At 65.5% G+C, this 21,087-nt stretch carries 14 protein-coding genes; 8 read left to right on the top strand and 6 right to left on the bottom strand.

What is annotated here, in order from left to right; genetic code table 11:
• Positions 1 to 42: 42 nt before the first annotated feature.
• A complete protein-coding gene (locus ABIA40_RS35135) occupies positions 43 to 795 on the top strand; it encodes a sulfite exporter TauE/SafE family protein (RefSeq protein WP_271545697.1) in 753 nt (250 codons plus the stop codon).
• 5 nt (positions 796 to 800) lie between these two features.
• Here ABIA40_RS35135 and ABIA40_RS35130 read toward each other — a convergent pair whose 3' ends face one another.
• Complete coding sequence (locus ABIA40_RS35130; RefSeq protein WP_271545699.1) at positions 801 to 1,433, bottom strand: LysE family translocator; 633 nt, start codon at positions 1,431 to 1,433, stop codon at positions 801 to 803.
• Between the two features lie 221 nt (positions 1,434 to 1,654).
• On the opposite strand from ABIA40_RS35130, the gene ABIA40_RS35125 reads away from it, so the two are divergent.
• A complete protein-coding gene (locus tag ABIA40_RS35125; protein WP_404545819.1) occupies positions 1,655 to 3,451 on the top strand; it encodes an adenylate/guanylate cyclase domain-containing protein in 1,797 nt (598 codons plus the stop codon).
• Positions 3,452 to 3,633: 182 nt separating this feature from the next.
• On the top strand, positions 3,634 to 6,399 hold the full coding sequence (locus ABIA40_RS35120; protein WP_404545817.1) for a di-heme-cytochrome C peroxidase: 2,766 nt from the start codon (positions 3,634 to 3,636) through the stop codon (positions 6,397 to 6,399).
• A 133-nt stretch (positions 6,400 to 6,532) separates the two neighbouring features.
• Here ABIA40_RS35120 and ABIA40_RS35115 read toward each other — a convergent pair whose 3' ends face one another.
• Positions 6,533 to 7,480, bottom strand: coding sequence for an alpha/beta fold hydrolase (locus ABIA40_RS35115; protein ID WP_275497831.1), 948 nt, complete (start codon positions 7,478 to 7,480; stop codon positions 6,533 to 6,535).
• Positions 7,481 to 7,696: 216 nt separating this feature from the next.
• Between ABIA40_RS35115 and ABIA40_RS35110 the strand changes: the two genes are divergently transcribed.
• Entirely contained in the window at positions 7,697 to 8,161 is a 465-nt protein-coding gene (locus ABIA40_RS35110) for an Hsp20 family protein (protein WP_035997846.1), read from the top strand.
• 156 nt (positions 8,162 to 8,317) lie between these two features.
• On the top strand, positions 8,318 to 9,088 hold the full coding sequence (locus ABIA40_RS35105; RefSeq protein ID WP_404545814.1) for an alpha/beta fold hydrolase: 771 nt from the start codon (positions 8,318 to 8,320) through the stop codon (positions 9,086 to 9,088).
• A 259-nt stretch (positions 9,089 to 9,347) separates the two neighbouring features.
• Here the strand turns inward: ABIA40_RS35105 and ABIA40_RS35100 are convergent, their stop codons facing one another.
• A complete protein-coding gene (locus tag ABIA40_RS35100; protein WP_404545812.1) occupies positions 9,348 to 10,112 on the bottom strand; it encodes a hypothetical protein in 765 nt (254 codons plus the stop codon).
• Between the two features lie 491 nt (positions 10,113 to 10,603).
• Between ABIA40_RS35100 and gltB the strand changes: the two genes are divergently transcribed.
• Together gltB and ABIA40_RS35090 are read left to right on the top strand one after the other, a co-directional pair.
• The gene (gene gltB / locus ABIA40_RS35095) at positions 10,604 to 15,349 is read left to right on the top strand and encodes a glutamate synthase large subunit (protein WP_404545810.1); all 4,746 of its coding nucleotides are present in this window, start codon (positions 10,604 to 10,606) and stop codon (positions 15,347 to 15,349) included.
• Between the two features lie 145 nt (positions 15,350 to 15,494).
• On the top strand, positions 15,495 to 16,946 hold the full coding sequence (locus ABIA40_RS35090; protein ID WP_404545808.1) for a glutamate synthase subunit beta: 1,452 nt from the start codon (positions 15,495 to 15,497) through the stop codon (positions 16,944 to 16,946).
• Between the two features lie 163 nt (positions 16,947 to 17,109).
• Here ABIA40_RS35090 and ABIA40_RS35085 read toward each other — a convergent pair whose 3' ends face one another.
• Positions 17,110 to 17,376 (bottom strand): hypothetical protein, encoded by a 267-nt coding sequence (locus tag ABIA40_RS35085; protein WP_271545717.1) that lies wholly within the window; start codon positions 17,374 to 17,376, stop codon positions 17,110 to 17,112.
• Positions 17,377 to 17,388: 12 nt separating this feature from the next.
• Entirely contained in the window at positions 17,389 to 19,128 is a 1,740-nt protein-coding gene (locus ABIA40_RS35080) for an outer membrane beta-barrel protein (RefSeq protein ID WP_404545806.1), read from the bottom strand.
• A gap of 191 nt (positions 19,129 to 19,319) precedes the next feature.
• Between ABIA40_RS35080 and ABIA40_RS35075 the strand changes: the two genes are divergently transcribed.
• A complete protein-coding gene (locus ABIA40_RS35075) occupies positions 19,320 to 20,327 on the top strand; it encodes an SIS domain-containing protein (RefSeq protein ID WP_404546432.1) in 1,008 nt (335 codons plus the stop codon).
• A 159-nt stretch (positions 20,328 to 20,486) separates the two neighbouring features.
• On the opposite strand, the gene ABIA40_RS35070 is transcribed toward ABIA40_RS35075, so the two are convergent.
• Positions 20,487 to 21,038 (bottom strand): carboxymuconolactone decarboxylase family protein, encoded by a 552-nt coding sequence (locus tag ABIA40_RS35070; RefSeq protein WP_404545804.1) that lies wholly within the window; start codon positions 21,036 to 21,038, stop codon positions 20,487 to 20,489.
• Between the last annotated feature and the right edge of the window lie 49 nt (positions 21,039 to 21,087).

The following is a 21,087-nucleotide window of genomic DNA, read 5'->3' as shown; positions in this document are numbered from 1 at the left end:
CTCCAGATTGTGCCCCCGCGCGGCTTCGGTCAATGTGCTGGCATGATCGACCCGCTGCTCATCCTCATCGCCGCCGTGTTCCTGCTCGCCGGATTCGTCAAGGGCGTGGTCGGGCTCGGCCTGCCGACGGTGTCGATGGGCCTGCTCGCCGTGAGCATGGCGCCGAGCCGCGCCATCGCCATCGTCATCGTTCCCGCCATCGTCACCAACATCTGGCAGACCTTCGTTGGTCCTTATCTGCGCGATATCCTGCGGCGGCTGTGGCCGCTGATGATCGGCACCGTGGTCGGCTGCTGGCTCAACGCCGGCGCGCTGACCGGGCCGCATGCGCGCTACGGCACGATCGTGCTCGGCGCCCTGCTCGTCGTCTACGCCGTGATCGGCCTGAACAAGTTCCAGTTCCGCGTCGCGCCCGAGAACGAGAAATGGGTCGGCGGCGTGGTCGGCATCATCACCGGCGTGATCTCGGCCTCCACAGGCGTGCAGGTGATTCCGTCGATGCCGTTCATGCAGGCGATCGGCATGGAAAAGGACGAGCTGGTGCAGGCGCTCGGGGTGTTTTTCACCACCGCGACGCTGGCGCTCGCCTTCAACCTGACCGCGGTCGGACTGCTCACGCCCGCCAATGTCGTGCCGGGCGCCGTGGGCCTCGCCATGGCCTTCGCCGGCATGTTCGTCGGCCAATCGGTGCGGGCGCGAATGCCGGCGGAGGCGTTTCGCCGCTGGTTCCTGATCGCGATGATCCTGCTCGGCCTGTATCTGGCCGGCAGCGCGCTGGCGACGGAATTCGCTTGAACGAGCTACCGTGTCTCCAGCATGGCGACGCGGATGCCGAGATAGACGAAGAGGCCGCCGAGAGCGCGGTTGACCCAGGCGATCGCGCCCTCGGACTGCCGCAGCCGGTAGGCGGCTCTGGCGGCGAACGCCGCCAGCACCAGGCACCACAGTGTCCCCGTGAAGATGAAGATCAGGCCGAGCGTCAGGAAGGCGAGCGGCTTGTGCGGGGCATCGGCTGCGACGAATTGCGGCAGAAAGGCCAGGAAGAACAGCGCGACCTTCGGATTGAGCGCGTTGGTGAAGACGCCCTGGAGGAAGACCCGCTGCAATGAGCTCCGCGCCGGCTCGTCGATGCTTGCAGCCAGCGCCGGGCGCGACCACAGCATCTGGAGACCGGTCACGACGAGATAGGCCGCGCCGACCAGCTTCAGGATCGAGAAGGCCGTGGACGAGGCCATCAGCAGAGCCGAAAGCCCGATCGCCGCGCCCGCGACATGGACGAAGCAGCCGCAACTGATGCCCAAGGCGGCAGCGGCGCCGCCCCGCCAGCCCATCTGCATGCTGCGGCCGATCACGTAAACCGAATCCGGCCCTGGCGTGATGTTGAGCAGCACGCCCGAGAGGATGAAAAGCCCGATCTCGTGAATGCCCAGCATGAAGGTCCTCCGCTGCCGTCCTGGCGGTCCTGGTTCCGCTTAGTCGGTTCGCCCGTTCCCGTCCACTGCCGGGATTGCGCAGGATTTACCTCGAATTTGCAATGCGGATCATGCTTCCGCTGCGGCGCATCTGCTCTATAAAGGCGGGGTTCTTGAAATGCAGGATTCGCGGCAACCGCCACGCTGTGGCCGGTCACCTGATCCCTTGGAGCTTTGAGGATATGGAAAGACGTCTGGCCGCCATCGTCTGCGCCGATGTCGCCGGCTATTCGCGCATGATGGGCAGCGACGAGGCCGGCACCCATGCCGCCTTCAAGGCCCATCGCGCCGCCATCCATCCGATCATCCTCAATCACGGCGGCCGCGTCGTGAAGAACACCGGCGACGGCTTCCTGCTGGAATTCGCCTCCATCGTCGGCGCCACCGAGGCGGCGATCGCGATGCAGACGCTGATGGCCGAACGCAACCGCCATCTGCCGGCCGACCGCGCCATGCAGTTCCGGCTCGGCATCCACATGGGCGACGTCATCGCCGACGAGGACGAGGTCTTCGGCGACGACGTCAACATCGCCGTCCGCCTGGAATCGGTGGCGAGCCCCGGCGGCTTCGCGATCTCGGCCAAGGCCTACCGGGAGGCGAGCAAGCATCTCACCGTGCCGCTGACCGATGCCGGCAACCATCGCTTCAAGAACATCAAGGATGCGATCGGGGTCTTTACCTGGACGCCGGAGGGCGCGCCGGCGCTTGCCCCCGAGCTTCGTGAGGCCTCGGCGCTGTCGCAGCAGTACCGCACCGCGATCGTCGGCGTGCTGCCCTTTGCCAATCTCAGCGACGCCCAGGACGAATATTTCTCCGATGGCCTCACCGAGGACCTGATCCACGCGCTATCGCTGCAATCCTTCTATCGGGTGCTGAGCCGCAACTCGACCTTCGCCTTTAAGGGCAAGAATGTGGGCACCCGGCTGATCGCGCGCGAGATCGACGCCACCTATCTGATCCAGGGCTCGGTGCGGCGCGCCGGCGCCAAGATCCGCGTCACCGCCGAGCTGATCGCGCCAGAGACCGGCGAGCAGCTCTGGACCGGCCGCTACGACCGCGACATCGGCGATTTGTTCGCGATGCAGGACGAGATCACCACCAATTTGTCCGCCGCCATCGCTACCGAGATCGTCCGTGCCGAAGCCTCCGCGCCGGCGCGGCTCTCGACCGACGTGAGCGCCTGGGACCGCTTCCTCAAGGGGCTGTCGCATTACTATCGGCAAACCAAGGAAGATCTGGCCGCCGCGGTCGACCTATTCCGCGAGGCCATCGGGCTCGATCCCAAGCTGTCGATCGCGCATGCCTATCTCGCCACGATCCAGATCCAGAGCATCCAGTTCGGCTGGGTCAAGGGCACGCGCGAGATGTGGGCCGAGGCGATGAACCTCGCCGAGACCAGCGTGCGGCTCGACCCGCGCTCCTCCTTCGCGTTCTCGATCCTGTCCTGGGCCCATTCGCTGGAGGGGCATCACGAGGCGGCAATGGACGCCGCCAAGCGCGCGGTCGCGCTCAATCCTTACGACAATGGCGCGCGCGGCGTGCTTGGCATCTGCCATTTCATGATCGGCGAGCATCGCGAGGCGATCGAGCTGTTCTCGATGGCGTCGCAGCGCGACAACAGCGACCCGCGCTACCAATGGGCGGCGCTGAACGCGTTCAGCCATTATTTGTTGCGCCAATATGACGCGACCCTGTCGTGGGCGCGCGAGCAGCTCTACATCAACCCGAATCACATGCAGGCGCTGGCGATCCGCGCCGCGACGCTGGCGCAGCTCGGGCGAAGCGACGAGGCCAGCGAAGCCGTGAGCGTGCTGATGGCAAATTATCCAACGCTGAACGTCGACAGGCACTTGCGCAACTTCCACTGGAAGCGGCCCGAGGATATCGCCCATTATCGCGAGGGGCTGCTGAAGGCCGGCGTACCGCTCGGCAAGCTGACGCTGGTGCAGAGCGACGTGAGACGGGCCGCCGAATCCTGAGCGAAAGGGCCGCAGGCCCGACGTGGTTCCGGTGCGACCGCCTGCTCGTGTTGACACGACAGTGAAATGGGCCACACTCGTCACACGCTGAAGTAGTATATCGTGCTGTCGGTTTGTTAGGACTTTCCGCGCTCTAACAGCGCGCCTGCTTTTCAAGATTCGCTGCTTTCAGGATTTGGGCCATGCATCACCCCGCTTCGAAGCCGCCCCTCGATCCCTCGATTCCAGTCTCGCCGAACAATCCCTGCCCGTTCCTGCGCGGCCTCGTCGGCGAGGGCTTCGTCGAGGGAGGCACCGTTCCGCTCAACACGCTGTCGCAGACCATCGCCAATGCGACCGGTGAGACGGGGCTGAAGAAGGTCTCGGCCCGCATCCAGGTCCGCGGCGTCGCGATGATCGCCAACGGCGTCAAGCACATTCTGAAGAGCATCTTTTCGGGCGCGCAGCTCGACGCGCTGCGCGGCGGCCCGCTGGACAAGCGCGGCGCCGGCTCGCGCATCCTCGGCGTCGACGGCAAGGTCGACGAGGGCGAGATCGCGCGGCTCGCGAGCTTCGGCCGGAGCTACACCGACCCGAACACCGGCAGCAGCGAGCCCGGCCTCAACGCCGCGGAAATCAAGACCTTCATGCGCGACAACCTCGAGCGCGCCGGCAGCGCCGCTCGCTGGTACTACCCGCTGCTGATGAAGTTCGAATGGCCCATACTTTTGAAGATCATCGGCAAGGGCAAGCAGGGCGAAGAGCGCTATCTCAGCGTGGCCGACGTGCGCACGCTGTTCGAACAGCGCCAATTCCCCGACCGCATCAACCAGCGCATCGTATCGCAGCCGCTGCTGTCGTCCTGCCAGCTCCGCTTTCGCTGGGCGGTCGCGCTCACGGCGCTCGTCATCGGCCTTGGCCTCGCCGGCCTGGTCGCGGTCGCCGAATTCCCCAACCAGATTCGCGCCATGCTGCCGCAGAAGGGCGTGCTGGTGAATCTCCTGCCGCCGCCCCTGCCGGCGATGCCCGAAACCAAGGCTGCCTATTGGCTCGAGCAAAACTGGTCGCTCAAGGACCGACACTGGTTCCACCACGCCAGCCAGGGCACCGCGACGTTCCCGGTGCCCTATGACTGGTTCGTGGCGCTGGAGCAGCCGCGGCTTCACCTGTTCTCCAAGCCGGGTCTGATCAAGGACAGCGCCTATCTCGAACGCTTCGGCTTCATCCCCAGCCCGCAGACGATCCAGACCGACACGGCGACGCTGCGCCGCTTCGGCTACGCCAATGTCTACGAGACCACGCAAGCGTCGGACTGGTCGACGCGCTGGACGCCGGCGGAGAACGTCGACGGCCTGCCGGTCGGCTTCGCGCGCATGACCGGCGTGGTCGATCCCGCGACGAGCCGCCGCGAGGACGACATGATCGGACTGACCTGCGCCGCCTGTCATACCGGCCAGATCCATTACCAGGGCATCGACGTCCGCTTCGACGGCGGCCCGGCGATGACCGACCTGAAGAAGCTCGAGCTCGCGACCGGCCTGTCGATCGCCTATACGCTATACGTCCCGTTCCGCTTCCAGCGTTTCGCCGATCGCGTGCTCGGCCCCGACGCCAGCACGGCGGACCGCGCGGCGCTCAAGCAGAAGCTGAGCACGATCGGCAGCTTCCTGATCGACTGGGCCAAGACCTACGAGAAGACGATCGAAGGCAAGACGACCTGGGACGGCAAGCAGCAGCAGGACACCGAGGAAGGGTTCGGCCGGCTCGATGCCCTCAACCGCATCGGCAACCAGGTGTTTTCGCAGGACCTCGCAATGAGCGGGGTCAAGGGATTCGAGAAGAACCTGCACGCTCAGGACGCGCCGGTCAGCTATCCCGCGATCTGGACGGTGCCCTGGTTCAAGTTCGCCCAGTACGACGCCTCGATCGAGCAGCCGCTGATCCGCAACGCCGGCGAAGCCCTCGGCGTGACGGCGCTGCTCAATTTGTCCGATGCCTATCCGCAGGACAGGCTGTGGCGCTCCTCGGTGAACATCAGGACGCTCGGCTGGATCGAGGACATGCTGAGAGGCCCCGATCCATTCAAGGCGGCTGATGGTCCGAAGTTCGGCGGCCTGCTCGCACCGAAATGGCCCTCGCACATCCTCGGCGATGCCTGGAAGCTGAAGCCCGACCGCGTCGAGCGCGGCCGTGCCATCTACGCGGAGATGTGCTCCGGATGCCATCTGCCTGACATCAACACCCCGGCCTTCTGGTCGTCGAAGCGCTGGGAGCCGAGCGGCGACAGCAAGGTGCTGAATGCGGTCACGATCCCGCTCGACGAGATCAAGACCGATCCCGAGCAGTCCCTGGTTCTCAGCAAGCGGACCGTCGACGTGCCCGGCTTTCTGAAGGTCGACACGGCCGACCTGCAAAAATGGTGGCAATGCGAGATCCCGACGGCGAGCGCTTCGCCCAACGAGATGGTCTATGCGCTGGGCCTCATGACGGTGGTCGATCTCGTCGCCCGCAAATGGATGGACGACGAGAAGATCCCGGAGGCCGAACGGGCGCAGATGTGGAATCTCGCGCGCAAGAACTGTCTCAATCCGGCGCCCGATCCGCGCTATCGCGCGAGGCCCTTGAACGGCATCTGGGCCACCGCGCCTTACCTGCACAACGGCTCGGTGCCTTCGCTGTACTGGCTGCTGAAGCCGCAGAACGAGCGCCCGCAAAAATTCTGCATGGGCCGCCGCGACTACGACCCCGACACCGTCGGTTTCGCAGTCGCCGCCAACGAGCGCTGCAAGACCGGTGAAACGGAGTTCTCCGCGACCGGCTCCGACGGCAAGCCGATCCAGGGCAACAGCGTGCTCGGCCATTCCTTCGAGCGCAAGGACGGCGAGCCGAAGCGCCCCGGCGTCATCGGCCGCATGTTCAAGGACGACGCCGAACGCTACGACCTGATCGAGTATCTGAAGACGCTGTAACGCACCCGTACCTCGTCATTGCGAGCGAAGCGAAGCAATCCAGACTGTCTCCGCGGAAACAGCCTGGATTGCTTCGTCGCAAGAGCTCCTCGCAATGACTGGAGAACGAGGACTCTCCCCCTCGTCGCCGCCCTCACTTGAACAGTGGCGTGCCCGGCACGAAGGCGTCGAAGGCGGCCCAGAACTGCGCGCGGTAGCGGTCCTGCTCCTGGAGGATCTCGTGCTTGGCACCGGCGATCACGAGATGGGAGCCGGCGCGCAAATGATAGGCGAATTCCTCGATCGCCGCGGTCGAGACCACGGTATCGTTGGAGGCCGCCAGCATCAGGATCGGTTGGCGGATCTGTGAGGGGTAGTTCACGCGCTTGAAGGTGTGCATCGCGCGGAAGGCGGTATCGGCCCAGGCGACCGTCGGCGAGGCTAGGCCAAGCGTCGGGTCTTCCTCCAGGATCGCGGCGTTGCGCGCATAGCGGACCGGATCGCTGGTCAGGGGATTGTTGATGAAGGGTTCGAGCCCGGTGAGGCGGTCGCTGCCGCCGGGAACGTAGCGGCCGCCCTGTCCGAAGAGGCGCATCGTCTTGAGCAGCGCACGCACCGGCAACGAGGTGGTGCGCCCGGGCAGGTCGATCATCGGCGCAGACAGCACCATGCGGTCGAACCAGCGCTTGCCGGCATGCGCCACGCGCAGCAGCACCGTGCCGCCCATGGAATGGGCCAGCGCGAAGAAGGGCGGCGGGCAATCCGGCAGCACCACCTGCTGCACGAAGGTCTCGACGTCGATCTCGAAATCGGCGAAGTCACGCACATAGCCTTTGCGCGGATCGCGCAGGCGGCGCGACGAATGGCCCTGCCCGCGCCAATCGATCATCGCCACCGCAAAGCCGCGGTCGCGCAGATCGCGCACGGTCTCGAAATACTTCTCGATCTGCTCGCTGCGCCCGGTGAAGACGCAGACCGTGCCCTTGCGGTTCGCGGGCGGCGCCCAGCGCGCAAAGCGCAGCTCGACGCCATCAGGGGTCTTGATGGTGCCGCTGACGACGTTTTCGGGGACCGGATTGGCGGGAATCGAGACCAGCGTCATTGGGCGTGCTTGGGCGGGAAGTGCTGCAAATCAAGGGGCCAAAGCGCCGAAAAGGCGCCTGTCCCGCCCTCTTGAACGCCGTCTCGTTCCACCCATATCACCTTCGTGCAGGCCGCTACCAGTGTTTCGGAACCGGAACATCAGGCTGCACACAGACTAAAGCCCGGCCCGATTGGCGGGCGGGTTACCAACAGTCGCTCAATGGAGGACTTGACCATGCGTAGCTACGACCTCACTCCGTTCTATCGTTCCACTGTCGGCTTCGACCGTCTCTTCAACCTGCTCGACCAGGCCAGCTCCGACGGCAGCCCCGGTTATCCCCCCTACAACATCGAGCGCACCGGCGAGAATGCCTACCGCATCACCGTTGCGGTTTCGGGCTTTGCCAAGGATGAGCTCTCCATCGTCGCCAAGGAAAACACGCTGACGATCAAGGGCGAGAAGGTCGCGAACGAGAACTCGAAATCCGAAGTGCTCTACCGCGGCATCGCCGCGCGTGCCTTCGAGCGCGCCTTCCAGCTTGCCGACTTCGTGCAGGTGAAGGACGCCTCGCTCGAGAACGGGCTGCTTCACGTCGACCTCGTCCGCGAGATTCCCGAGGCCAAGAAGCCGCGCCAGATCGCGATCAACGCCGGCGCCAAGGCGCAGGTGATCGAGAACTCCGCCGCGCAGGCCGCCTGAGCCAGGCGACCAAACCCAGCGACTTTCAGGTTGCGAAAACGCCCCGGTGCCCCGGGGCGTTTTTTTCGTTGCAATGCATCACAGAACGGTGAAGGCGTAACACCGTCGCCTCGCTCTCCGTCCTTTGGGCATCGAACCAAAAACACGGAGAAGATCATGTCACTCTGGCGCAGCCTTTTCGTCGCCGCGAGCCTGTTGGCGGCTCCCCTCAACTTTGCTCATGCCCAGACACCGCAGACGGTCAAGGCGAAGAACGTCGTGCTGGTGCACGGCGCCTGGGCCGACGGCTCGAGCTGGTCGGAGGTGATCCCGATCCTACAGGCTGCAGGCCTGCATGTGACGGCCGTGCAAAATCCGCTGTCCTCGCTCAGCGACTCCGTCGAGGCGACCAAGCGGGCGCTGGCCGAGCAGGACGGGCCGACGGTGCTGGTCGCGCATTCCTGGGGCGGCACCGTGATCAGCCAGGTCGGCACCGACCCGAAGGTCACCGGCCTCGTCTACGTCGCCGCACGCGCGCCCGATGCCAACGAGGATTTCGTGGCGCTGTCGAAGCAGTTTCCGGCCGGCCCGGCGCGCGCCGGCATCGTCGAGCGCGACGGCTACACCAAGCTCTCGGAAGACGCCTTCCTGAAGTACTTCGCCAACGGCGTGAAGCCGGAGCAGGCCAAGGAGCTCTACGCCGTGCAATGGCCGACGGCGGCCTCGATCTTCGCCGGCCGCACCACGGAGGCGGCGTGGCGCTCCAAGCCGAGCTGGTACGCGGTGTCGAAGAACGACTACACCATCAACCCCGATTTCGAGCGCTTCCTCGCCAAGCGCATGAACGCGACCACGATCGAGCTCGATGCCGGCCACCTCTCGCTGGTGTCGCATCCGAAGGAGGTGGCGAATCTGATCCTGGATGCGGCGGGATATCCGCGGAGCTGAAGCGATCGTCGAAATGGAAAAGGCGCCTGAATGCTCAGGCGCCTTTGTCTTGGCCAACTCTCTCCCAGATGTCGTCCCCGCCTAGTGCGCAATTGCGCACGGGGGCGGGACCCATAACCCCAGGGAGCGGTTTGGCGAAGACTCGGAGTCCGGTACTCGCACCTCATCCCCACCGATAGATCACGCGGTATGGGTCCCCGCCTTCGCGGGGACGACAGCGACGGTGTGATGAGCGGTGTCGCGCCAAACTCCGGTCGCCCTAATCCAGCCCCTGCGCGGCCGGCATGTCCTGTGTCGGCAGGATCGTCGGAGCCGGCCTGGCCTGACCGACGGTTGGTGCGATTGCTTGCGGAGCGGCTTCGGCCGGCTTGGCTTGCACCACGGCGGCCTGCTGCGCCGGCTGGGCCTGCACTGCCTGAGCCTGCTGCGCGGTAGGCTCGGCCGGCTTCGCGGCGACCGGCGTCTCGGCACGCCGCGGGGCAGCCTTCGGCAGCGGCACGGCGCGGCTTGCCACATGCGGTATCGACGCCGGCGGGCGCGGCGGGCCGCTGCGGATCACGGTCGGCGGCGGCAGTGCGGTTTGCGGCCCATAAGCCGCGCGTTCGTCATAGGAAGGCGCCATGCCATAGGCATCAGTGGCGGGCATGAAGCGGATGATCCGCCCGTCGCGGGCGTCGATCACCAGCCGGCCATCGTCGCCACGGCGGTCGATCACCGCAATGGTGTAGACGCTGCCGCGCAGGCGCGGGATACCGAGCGGCAAGAAGCCGTTTTCGCGCAGCACCGCGTAGACCTCCGTCGACGGCAGCAAGGCCTGTGCCGGGCCGCGTTCTTCGTAGCCGTAGCCATAGCCATAGCCATAACGCGGCGGCGGGGCGGCCTCCGGCGGCGCGTAAGGCCCGTCGAAATCCGAGACCGCGATGACGGCCCCTCGAGCGATACCGCCCGCGGGAACCTGGGCATGGACCGCACTGGCAGCCAGCACCAACGCGGCGGCCGCCACACATCCTGTGAAAAACTTCATGATCCAGACGCTCCTGTCAGGCCCTCCGGTGGCCGCCCTGTTTCGCTTCTCGCGGCGTGGCGCGCCTTCCGAAGGGTTGATCCGAAGCTTCGTTGGGGATTTCGGCGCCCGCGGGGCCGGATAAGGGCGTGTTTGCCTCAAAACCGGGGCTGCGCAACTTTTGGAAAGCGATCGATTGACTTCTGCGGAATCGGGACTTCCGCGCGCTTGTGTGCTAGACAAAAATTTGGCAAGGTGATGGTTAGGACAGGAAGACTGTCTCAATTTTGCTTGCGGTTCCGGCATAGGGATTGCAACGAAAGTTGGTGCTCTCGAGCACCAAGAAGGCAACAGGCCAAGCCGTTCTCGGGGACGAAGAACGCCGAGGCCTGAATTTAAGAAAATGCGGCTCGCAACGGACGAGCGGTGGCCCAGGAGCGGGTGCCGCGGAACGCCCAAGGTGCGCCGAAGATGGCGGTGAGGCAGCTTGCCGCATGGAGAGGATAGGAACAATGAACGGGTCGCAATTCGAGCGCGCAAACATCGTGGCAGAAGAGCTGTCGGCGACGGTCGCCTCGAAAACGACCGATCCGATCACCTCACCGATTCAAGAGCACAATTCGCGCCCCAAGGCCGAAGGCCTGTACGATCCGAGCCTGGAGAAGGATTCTTGCGGCGTCGGCTTCATCGCCAACATCAAAGGCAAGAAGTCGCACGAGATCGTCTCGGACGCGCTGAGCATCCTCTGCAACCTCGAGCATCGCGGCGCCGTCGGCGCCGACCCGCGCGCTGGCGACGGCGCCGGCATTCTGGTGCAGATCCCGCACGCCTTCTTCAGCCGCAAGGCCTCAGAGCTCGGCTTCAAGCTGCCGGCGCCCGGCGAGTACGCCATCGGCGCGTTGTTCATGCCGCGCGACACCGCCTGGCGCAACGTGATCAAGAGCATCGTCGCCGACCAGATCAAGGAAGAGGGTCTGACCCTGCTGGGCTGGCGCGACGTGCCGACCGACAATTCCTCGCTCGGCGTCACCGTGAAGCCGACCGAGCCCGCCTGCATGCAGGTGTTCATCGGCCGCAACGGCACCGCCAAGACCGAGGACGAGTTCGAGCGCCGGCTCTACATTCTGCGCAAGTCGATCTCGCAGGCGATCTACCAGCGCCGCGACCGCGGCCTCGCCGGCTATTACCCGTGCTCGATGTCCTGCCGCACCGTGATCTACAAGGGCATGTTCCTCGCCGACCAGCTCGGCAAGTACTATCCCGATCTGCACGAGGCTGACTTCGAGAGCGCGCTCGCGCTCGTGCACCAGCGCTTTTCGACCAACACCTTCCCGGCCTGGTCGCTGGCGCATCCCTACCGCATGATCGCGCACAACGGCGAGATCAACACGCTGCGCGGCAACGTCAACTGGATGGCGGCGCGCCAGGCCTCGGTCAGCTCCGAGCTCTACGGCAAGGACATCAACCGGCTCTGGCCGATCTCCTATGAAGGACAGTCGGACACCGCCTGCTTCGACAACGCGCTCGAATTCCTGGTGCAGGGCGGCTACTCGCTGCCGCACGCCGTCATGATGATGATTCCGGAGGCGTGGGCCGGCAATCCCTTGATGGATGAGAAGCGCCGCGCCTTCTACGAATATCATGCCGCGCTGATGGAGCCGTGGGACGGCCCTGCCGCGATCGCCTTCACCGACGGCCGCCAGATCGGCGCCACGCTCGACCGCAACGGCCTGAGGCCCGCGCGCTATCTCGTCACCAAGGACGATCGCATCGTCATGGCGTCCGAGATGGGCGTGCTGACGATCCCTGAGGACCAGATCATCACCAAGTGGCGGCTGCAGCCGGGCAAGATGCTGCTGGTCGACCTCGAGCAAGGCCGCCTGATCCCGGACGACGAGATCAAGGCTTCGCTCGCCGCCAGCCATCCCTACAAGGAGTGGCTGGAGCGGACCCAGATCGTGCTCGAAGACCTGCCGAAGGTGCCGACCACGGGCGTGCGCTCCAACCTGTCGCTGCTCGACCGCCAGCAGGCGTTCGGCTACAGCCAGGAAGACATCACCATCCTGATGACGCCGATGGCGGCCACGGGCGAAGAAGCCGCAGGCTCGATGGGCAACGACACGCCGATCTCGGCGCTGTCGGACAAGGCCAAGCCGCTGTTCACCTACTTCAAGCAGAACTTCGCACAGGTCACCAACCCGCCGATCGACCCGATCCGCGAAGAGCTGGTGATGAGCCTCGTCTCGATCATCGGGCCGCGGCCGAACCTGTTCGACCTGCAGGGCATGGCCACGACCAAGCGCCTCGAAGTGCGCCAGCCGATCCTGACCGACGCGGACCTGGAAAAGATCCGCTCGATCTCGGAGGTGGCGGAGTCGCACTTCAAGTCGCGCACGCTGGACACCACCTTCCACGCCGGCCTCGGCGCGGCGGGCATGGACCAGGTGCTGGACGAGCTCTGCGCGCGCGCCGAAAGCGCAGTGCGCGAGGGCGTCAACATCATCATCCTGTCCGACCGCATGGTCGGCACCGACCGCGTGCCGATCCCCTCGCTGCTGGCCTGCGCCGCCGTGCATCATCACCTGATCCGCACCGGCCTGCGCACCTCGGTCGGCCTCGTCGTCGAATCCGGCGAGCCGCGCGAAGTGCATCACTTCGCCTGCCTTGCCGGCTACGGCGCCGAAGCGATCAATCCCTACCTCGCGTTCGAAACCATCACCGCGATGAAGGACCGCCTGCCCGGCTCGCTCGACGACTATGAGATCGTCAAGCGCTACATCAAGTCGATCGGCAAGGGCCTGCTCAAGGTGATGTCCAAGATGGGCATCTCGACCTATCAGTCCTATTGCGGCGCGCAGATCTTCGACGCGGTCGGCCTCAAGGCCGACTTCGTCGCCAAGTTCTTCGCCGGCACGCATACCCGCGTCGAGGGCGTCGGCCTTGGGGAGATCGCGGAAGAAGCAGTGCGCCGTCATGCCGACGCGTTCGGCGAGGCGCAGGTCTACAAGACCGCGCTCGATGTCGGCGGCGAATATGCCTATCGCAGCCGCGGCGAGGACCATGCCTGGACCGCGGAGTCGGTGTCGCTGCTGCAGCACGCCGCGCGCGGCAATTCGCAGGAGCGCTACCGCGCCTTCGCCAAGATCCTGAACGAACAGTCGGAGCGCCTTTTGACGCTGCGCGGCCTGTTCCGGATCAAGAACGCGGAGGAAGAGAAGCGCAAGCCGATCCCGCTCGACCAGGTCGAGCCGGCCAAGGAGATCGTCAAGCGTTTCGCCACGGGTGCGATGAGCTTCGGCTCGATCTCGCGCGAGGCGCACACCACGCTCGCGATCGCCATGAACCGGATCGGCGGCAAGTCGAACACCGGCGAAGGCGGCGAGGAAGCCGACCGCTTCAAGCCGATGCCGAACGGCGATTCCATGCGTTCGGCGATCAAGCAGGTCGCCTCGGGCCGCTTTGGCGTCACCACGGAGTATCTCGTCAACTCCGACATGATGCAGATCAAGATGGCGCAGGGTGCCAAGCCCGGCGAAGGCGGCCAGCTGCCCGGCCACAAGGTCGACGCGACCATCGCAAGAGTCCGGCACTCGACGCCGGGCGTCGGCCTGATCTCACCGCCGCCGCACCACGACATTTACTCGATCGAGGACCTGGCGCAGCTCATCTACGACCTCAAGAACGTCAACCCGACGGGCGACGTCTCGGTCAAGCTCGTCTCGGAGATCGGCGTCGGCACTGTGGCCGCGGGCGTTGCCAAGGCGCGCGCCGACCATGTCACCATCGCGGGCTTCGAGGGCGGCACGGGTGCTTCGCCGCTGACCTCGATCAAGCATGCGGGGTCGCCGTGGGAAATCGGCCTCGCCGAAACCCACCAGACCCTGGTGCGCGAGCGGCTGCGCAGCCGCATCGTGGTCCAGGTCGACGGCGGCTTCCGCACCGGCCGTGACGTCGTGATCGGCGCGTTGCTGGGCGCCGACGAGTTCGGCTTCGCTACCGCGCCGTTGATTGCGGCCGGCTGTATCATGATGCGCAAGTGTCATCTCAACACCTGCCCGGTCGGCGTCGCGACCCAGGACCCTGTCCTGCGCAAGCGCTTCACCGGCCAGCCCGAGCACGTGATCAACTACTTCTTCTTCGTCGCGGAGGAAGTCCGCGAGATCATGGCTTCGCTCGGCTTCCGCACCTTCAACGAGATGGTCGGCCAGGTGCAGCTGCTCGACCAGACCAAGCTGGTCGCGCACTGGAAGGCCAAGGGGCTCGACTTCTCCAAGCTCTTCGTCAAGCAGAAGGAAGAGAAGGGTCAGAAGATCTATCACTCCGAGCGCCAGAACCATCATCTGGAGGCGGTGCTCGACCGCACGCTGATCGAGAAGGCGCAGGCAGCGCTCGATCGCGGCGCGCCGGTGAAGATCGAGGCCGCCATCAACAGCACCAACCGCTCCGCAGGCGCGATGCTGTCCGGCGCGGTCGCCAAGATCTACGGCCATGCCGGCCTGCCGCACGACACGATCCATGTCAGCCTCACGGGCACCGCAGGTCAGGCCTTCGGCGCCTGGCTCGCCCACGGCGTCACCTTCGAGCTCGAAGGTGAAGGCAACGACTATGTCGGCAAGGGCCTCTCGGGCGGCAAGATCATCGTCAAGCCGCCGAGGAACTCGGCCATCGTGCCGGAAGAAAGCATCATCGTCGGCAACACCGTGATGTACGGCGCGATTGAGGGCGAGTGCTACTTCCGCGGCATCGCCGGCGAACGCTTCGCCGTGCGTAACTCGGGCGCGGTCGCCGTGGTCGAGGGCGCGGGCGATCATTGCTGCGAATACATGACCGGCGGCATCGTGGTCGTGCTCGGCAAGACCGGGCGCAACTTCGCGGCCGGCATGTCCGGCGGCATCGCCTACGTGCTGGACGAGGCCGGCGACTTCGACAAGCTGTGCAACCTCAGCATGGTCGAGCTCGAGCCGGTGCTGTCGGAGGAGTTGATCAACGCCGGCACCTATCACCATGCCGGCGACCTCGAGGCGCATGGCCGGGTCGACGTGTTCAGGAACCTGCTCGCCTCCGACGTCGAGCGGCTGCACGTCCTGATCTCGCGCCACGCCAAGGCAACCGGCTCCAAGCGCGCCGCCGAGATCCTTGTCAATTGGAAGGACTGGCTGCCCAAATTCCGCAAGGTGATGCCGGTCGAGTACCGGCGCGCACTGCGCGAGATGGCCGCCAACGCGGACGCCGAGCCGAAAATCGCGATCGGGGCGTAAGGCATTACACCTCGTCATTGCGAGCGAAGCGAAGCAATCCAGAAACTCTCCGCGGAAACAGACTGGATTGCTTCGTCGCTTCGCTCCTCGCAATGACGGTGAGGAAACAACAAGACGAATTTAAGCGGCAGGGACTTCGGGTTTAATGGGCAAGATCACGGGTTTTCTGGAAATCGAACGGCACGACCGCAAGTACACCCCGGTCGCCGAGCGCGTGAAGCATTACAAGGAATTCGTCGTTCCGCTCTCCGAGAAGGAGGTGCGCGACCAGGCCGCGCGCTGCATGAATTGCGGCATTCCCTATTGCCACGGCACCGGCTCGGTCGCGCCGGGCACGCCGGGCTGCCCGGTCAACAACCAGATCCCCGACTGGAACGACCTCGTCTACCAGGGCAATTGGGAAGAGGCCTCGCGCAACCTGCACTCGACCAATAACTTCCCGGAGTTCACAGGCCGCATCTGTCCGGCGCCGTGCGAGGCGTCCTGCACGCTCAACATCGACGACAACCCCGTCACCATCAAGACCATCGAATGCGCGATCGTCGACCGCGCCTGGGACAATGGCTGGCTCAAGCCGGAAGTCGCCACCGTCAAGACCGGCAAGAAAGTCGCGGTCATCGGCTCGGGTCCGGCCGGCATGGCCTGCGCGCAGCAGCTGGCGCGCGCCGGCCATGACGTCCACCTCTACGAGAAGTACGCCAAGGCCGGCGGCCTGCTGCGTTACGGCATCCCCGACTTCAAGATGGAGAAGGGCGTCATCGACCGCCGCGTGGCGCAGATGGAGGCCGAAGGCGTCACCTTCCACTACAACAGCCATGTCGGCGCTGACGGCAATGTCGATCCGCGCGAGATGCTCAACGAGTACGATGCGGTGGCGCTGACCGGCGGCGCGGAAGCTCCGCGCGACCTGCCGATCCCCGGCCGCGAGCTCGCCGGCATCCACTACGCCATGGACTTCCTGCCGCAGCAGAACCGCCGCGTCTCCGAGGAGCCGCTTGGCGGCGTCCAGGAGATCCTGGCCGGCGGCAAGCATGTCGTCGTCATCGGCGGCGGTGACACCGGCAGCGACTGCATCGGCACCTCGCTGCGCCAGGGCGCGCTCTCGGTGACCCAGCTCGAGATCATGCCCGCTCCCCCCGAGCGCGAGAACAAGGCCCTGACCTGGCCGAACTGGCCGCTGAAGATGCGAACTTCGTCGAGCCAGGCCGAAGGCGCGGTGCGCGAATACGCCGTGCTGACCCAGAAGTTCTCTGGCGAGAACGGCCAGGTCAAGAAGCTGCACTGCGTCCGCGTCGACGACAAGTTCAAGCCGCTTCCCGGCACCGAGTTCGAGCTCGATGCCGAGCTCGTCCTGCTCGCGATGGGCTTCGTCCACCCCGTGCACGAGGGCCTGTTGAAGCTGCTCGCGGTCGACCTCGACCCGCGCGGCAACGTCAAGGCCAACACGCTGGACTACCAGACCTCGCGCCCGAACGTGTTCACCGCCGGCGACATGCGGCGTGGGCAATCGCTGGTGGTGTGGGCGATCCGCGAGGGCCGGCTGTGCGCGAGGTCGATCGACACGTTTTTGATGGGGAAGACGGATTTGCCGCGGTGAGTTTTTGCTCTGCCGCCAGATCAGCAAACAGTGTCATCGCCCGGCTTTGACCGGGCGATCCAGTATTCCAGAGACGCCGGTTTGATGCGGACAGGCCGCGGCGTACTGGATGCCCCGGTCAAGCCGGGGCATGACAGCGAAGTGAATAGTTAGAGGGCAGGCCTCAACCCAAGACGTGCGGAAAGTGCTCCGCGTCCCACTCGTCAAGTCGGAACAGCACCTTGCCGTATTCGAGAATCTTATCGTCCGGTCGATAGGGGCGCGTCGAAACTTCAATGTCCGATGGGACTTCACTTGGCATCAAGTGAAAGTGCTCGTTAGTTTCGCTCAGAGCCAGTAGCTGCTTCACAAGAAGGTCTCGGCCTTCCGGGTTAAGCCATAGCTCGAATTCGCCAGCCGAATTGATGTCCAAGGTAATTCGAGCGGCCATGGCGGCTTTCCTCTAATTCTGCAGCCTCACCCCCAGCAGCACCACCGTGCCCTGCGAGCTCGATCCCGGCTGGCTCGAATTCAGGATGTCGTGGCGCAGCGTGCCCTTGACCCAGATGTTGCGGTTGAGCTTGTAAATCAAATTGCTTTCGAACGAGTAGGTCTTGTCGTTGCGGTTCTGGCCCTGGTAGTCGAGCGTGCCATAGGTGAACTTGCCGACCGCGGTGAGCCAGCGGCGGAAGTCGTGGTCGACTTCGGCCGAGTAGGTGCGCACCAAAACTCCGGATGAGCCGGGGACCGTGGTCTCCGAGATCTGCGTGTCGGTGAAGAACTTCACCGTGGTGAGGCCGCTGGCGCTCCAGATCAGCGAGCCCGTGGTCAGAAGCCCTGCGAGCTGGCTGAGGCGCGGGTCGGTGTAGCTGCGCGCGGAATAGCCGACCGAGATCTCGCCGGTGAGGATGCGCGAGAACTCGAAGGACGAGCCGACCTTGGCATAGCCTCCGTTCGAATCGCGGAAATAGCCGTTGCGGTCGGCCGCCTGGTCGTGGACGCGCCTGTCGCCCTGGACCTCGACGAAGGGCTTCAGGCCGGGCTTGAGGTCGTAGGAAAAGCGGCCGACGCCGCCGTACTGGTTGAAGTTGCGGTCGTCGTTGCTGAAGGTCGAGCCGTCGGTGAGCTTCGAATCGGTGTAGGCGGTGCGATCGATGGTGGCGCCGGCCGCAACCTGGAAGCGGTTGAAGGTCTGGTCGAAGCCGAGCGTCGTGCCGTAGGCGGCGTAGACCGGGTATCGCTGCAGGCCGGCCTGCACGTTGGGGCTGCCGGGATTGTCGGTGGCGAGCCGCAAACGCAGCTGCGAGAGAAGCTTGAAGTCGCGGGTGACGTCGAGCCGGCCGTCGACATGGCCGTTGAAATCGGGCCGATTGGCCTCGACCGGCGATGGCGAGGCGAGGCCGTTGATCGTCGCCGGCATGTCGTTGGTGTAGCCCGAGAACGAGCCGCGCAGATCGGCGACCAGTGCGTGGCGCTCCCAATCCGACACCACGAGCAGATCGGGCGCGATGACATAGGCCGGCGACCCGACCGGTCTGTTGAGGCGCGTCGGATTGCTGTCGTAGCCGGCGGAGAGCTCGAGCCCGCCCTTGATCAGGAAGCTGCCGGCGTAATCGCCGACCGCGCCGAACGGATCGTCATCGGCCTTGAGACGACGGCGCAGCGGCTGGCCGGGCACATTGCCCGCCATTGCCGCCGGCACCGGCACCTTGTGCGCGGTCTCGGACGGCGGCGGCGCAATGCGCGGTGGGCCGAGCGTCGTGGCCGGCGTTGCGGGTGGCGGCGGCGAGCCGGGACCGACGCGCTTCGGCTTCGGCTGGCCCGGATAGAGCTTGGGCTGCTGCCGCTTGCGGTTGAGCGAGTCATAGCCGGATCCGCTCGCGCCGGTGGCGGCCGGCAGGCCGTAGGTCGGGACCTGACCGACACGCGAGCTCGCCGGCGTCTGCTGGCGCTGGCGCGGGTCGGCGTTGGGATCAGGCAGTCTCGGCAAGGCGTCGGAGGGCGCCTGCGGCACGCCAGCGGTACGGCGGGTCGGCAGCGTGTCAGGCGAGGCAAAGGCGCCGCGGTTGGGATTGAACAGGTCGGGCGTCAGGCCCTGGGCCCCCGCCGGGCCGCTTGCGAGGGCGGTCAGCGCGAGGCACGGCAAAGCGGCGCGCAGGAAATGCGCGACCTTGCTCCGGCCCCTGCCTGGAGACGACCCCACGATGGAATTACCCCAACGAAATCAAACACTTTCTCGATCATCCCCGCCGACTGGCGAGAACCATCGTTAATGGAGTTAAAACAATTATGGTTAATGACCGGTTGAGGGCGTCGGGGCGCGCGTCGCCTCGCTGATCGGGGCGTGCTAAGCAGGCGCCAATGGGCGAACGCCCCTCCTCCCTGGACCAGACCATGCCGAGCTCGAAACCGCTGATGACCCAATCATCCGGCTCCATTCCTGACAGCGTCGAATCCGCGCTCCGCACCCTGGAGACGGAGAGCGGCGGCATCAACGCGCTCGCTAGCGCGCTGCGCGGCCCGCTGGGCGAGCCGTTCGCGAAGGCGGTCGAGCTGATCCGCAATGCCAAGGGCCGCGTCATCGTCACCGGGCTCGGCAAGTCAGGCCATATGGGCCGCAAGATCGCCGCGACGCTGGCCTCGACCGGCACGCCCTCCTTCTTCGTGCACGCCGCAGAAGCCGGTCATGGCGACCTCGGCATGATCACGCCCGACGACGTCATCCTGGCGCTGTCCTGGTCAGGCGAGCAGCCGGAGATGAAGAACCTCGTGAACTATTCGGCGCGCTTTGCGATCCCCATGATCGCGGTGACCTCGAACGCTTCGTCCTCGCTCGGCCAGGCCGCCGATCTCGTGATTGAGCTGCCGAAGGCACGCGAGGCCTGCCCGCACAATCTGGCGCCGACCACCTCGACGCTGATGCAGGCCGCGATCGGCGATGCGCTCGCGATCGCGCTGCTGGAGGGACGCGGCTTCACCGCGCTGGAGTTCGCGCATTTCCACCCCGGCGGCAAGCTGGGTGCGATGCTGAAATTCGTCCGCGACTACATGCGCACGGGCGCTGAGATTCCGCTCAAGCCACTCGGCACCGAGATGTCGGAGGCCGTGGTCGAGATGTCGGCGAAGGGGCTCGGCTGCGTCTGCATCGTCAACGATGCGGGCGAGGCCGTCGGCATCATCACCGACGGCGATCTGCGCCGCCACATGCGGCCCGACCTGCTGACGGTGACCGTCGACGAGATCATGACGAAGCAGCCCAAGACCGTGCCGCCCTCGATGCTCGCGACCGAGATGATCGAGGTGTTGAACACCCGCAAGATCACCACGCTGCTGGTGACGGAAGCGAACAAGGTGGTGGGAATCGTGCATCTGCACGATCTGCTGCGCGCGGGGGTGGCGTAGGGTTTGCGCGTCATCCCGGGGCATCGCGCAGCGATGAGCCCGGGATCCATCGTGCCGCAGAGTTTGTCTCGCTATGGATTCCGGGCTCGCGCCAAGTGGCGCGCCCCGGAATGACACTGAGAGTGCGGCACGTACCTGCCTCCCTCGTCATTGCGAGACCTACGCCGGAAACCGCGCCGCGTTCTGCTCCAGCGGCAAGCGCAGCCCGTTCGCCAAGTACGACACCGTGCGATAGAAGCCGCATAGCAACATGATTTCCAGGATCTGCGCTTCATCGTAATGCGTCGACAGCGCGGCGAACTCCTCGTCCGCGAGTGTCGGGCGATGATGCAGCGCGTCGACGGCTGCGATCAGCGCCTGCTCGGCCGGCGACCAAAGGGCCGAATTCGTATCACCCAGCACCGTGGCGCGCACCTCGTCCGCGGTGAGCTTTGCCAGCCCGGCAAAGATTGCGACATGCACGCCCCATTCGTATTCGCATCCGTTCAGCGCACAGGTGCGGTCGATGACGATCTCACGCTGGCGCAGCGAGAGCGGCCCCGGATCAAGCAGCCCGCCGGCGCGAAACTTGTCCCAGGCCCGGCCATGGCCCGCCATCACCCGGAACAGCACCAGCGGCGGCGTACCGCGCATGATGCGGTCGAACTGCGCCTGGATGTCCGGGGGATAAGGCGGCGAGAGCGGCGCGATGCGCGGTGAGGGCTGGGACATGAGCGGTTTCCGTTGCTACATTTACCGTAGCATTACGCTACATTATCCG

The organism is Bradyrhizobium sp. USDA 223 (genome assembly GCF_044909005.1).
Lineage (GTDB): Bacteria > Pseudomonadota > Alphaproteobacteria > Rhizobiales > Xanthobacteraceae > Bradyrhizobium > Bradyrhizobium yuanmingense.
This window is presented reverse-complemented; position numbering and strand designations above follow the sequence as displayed.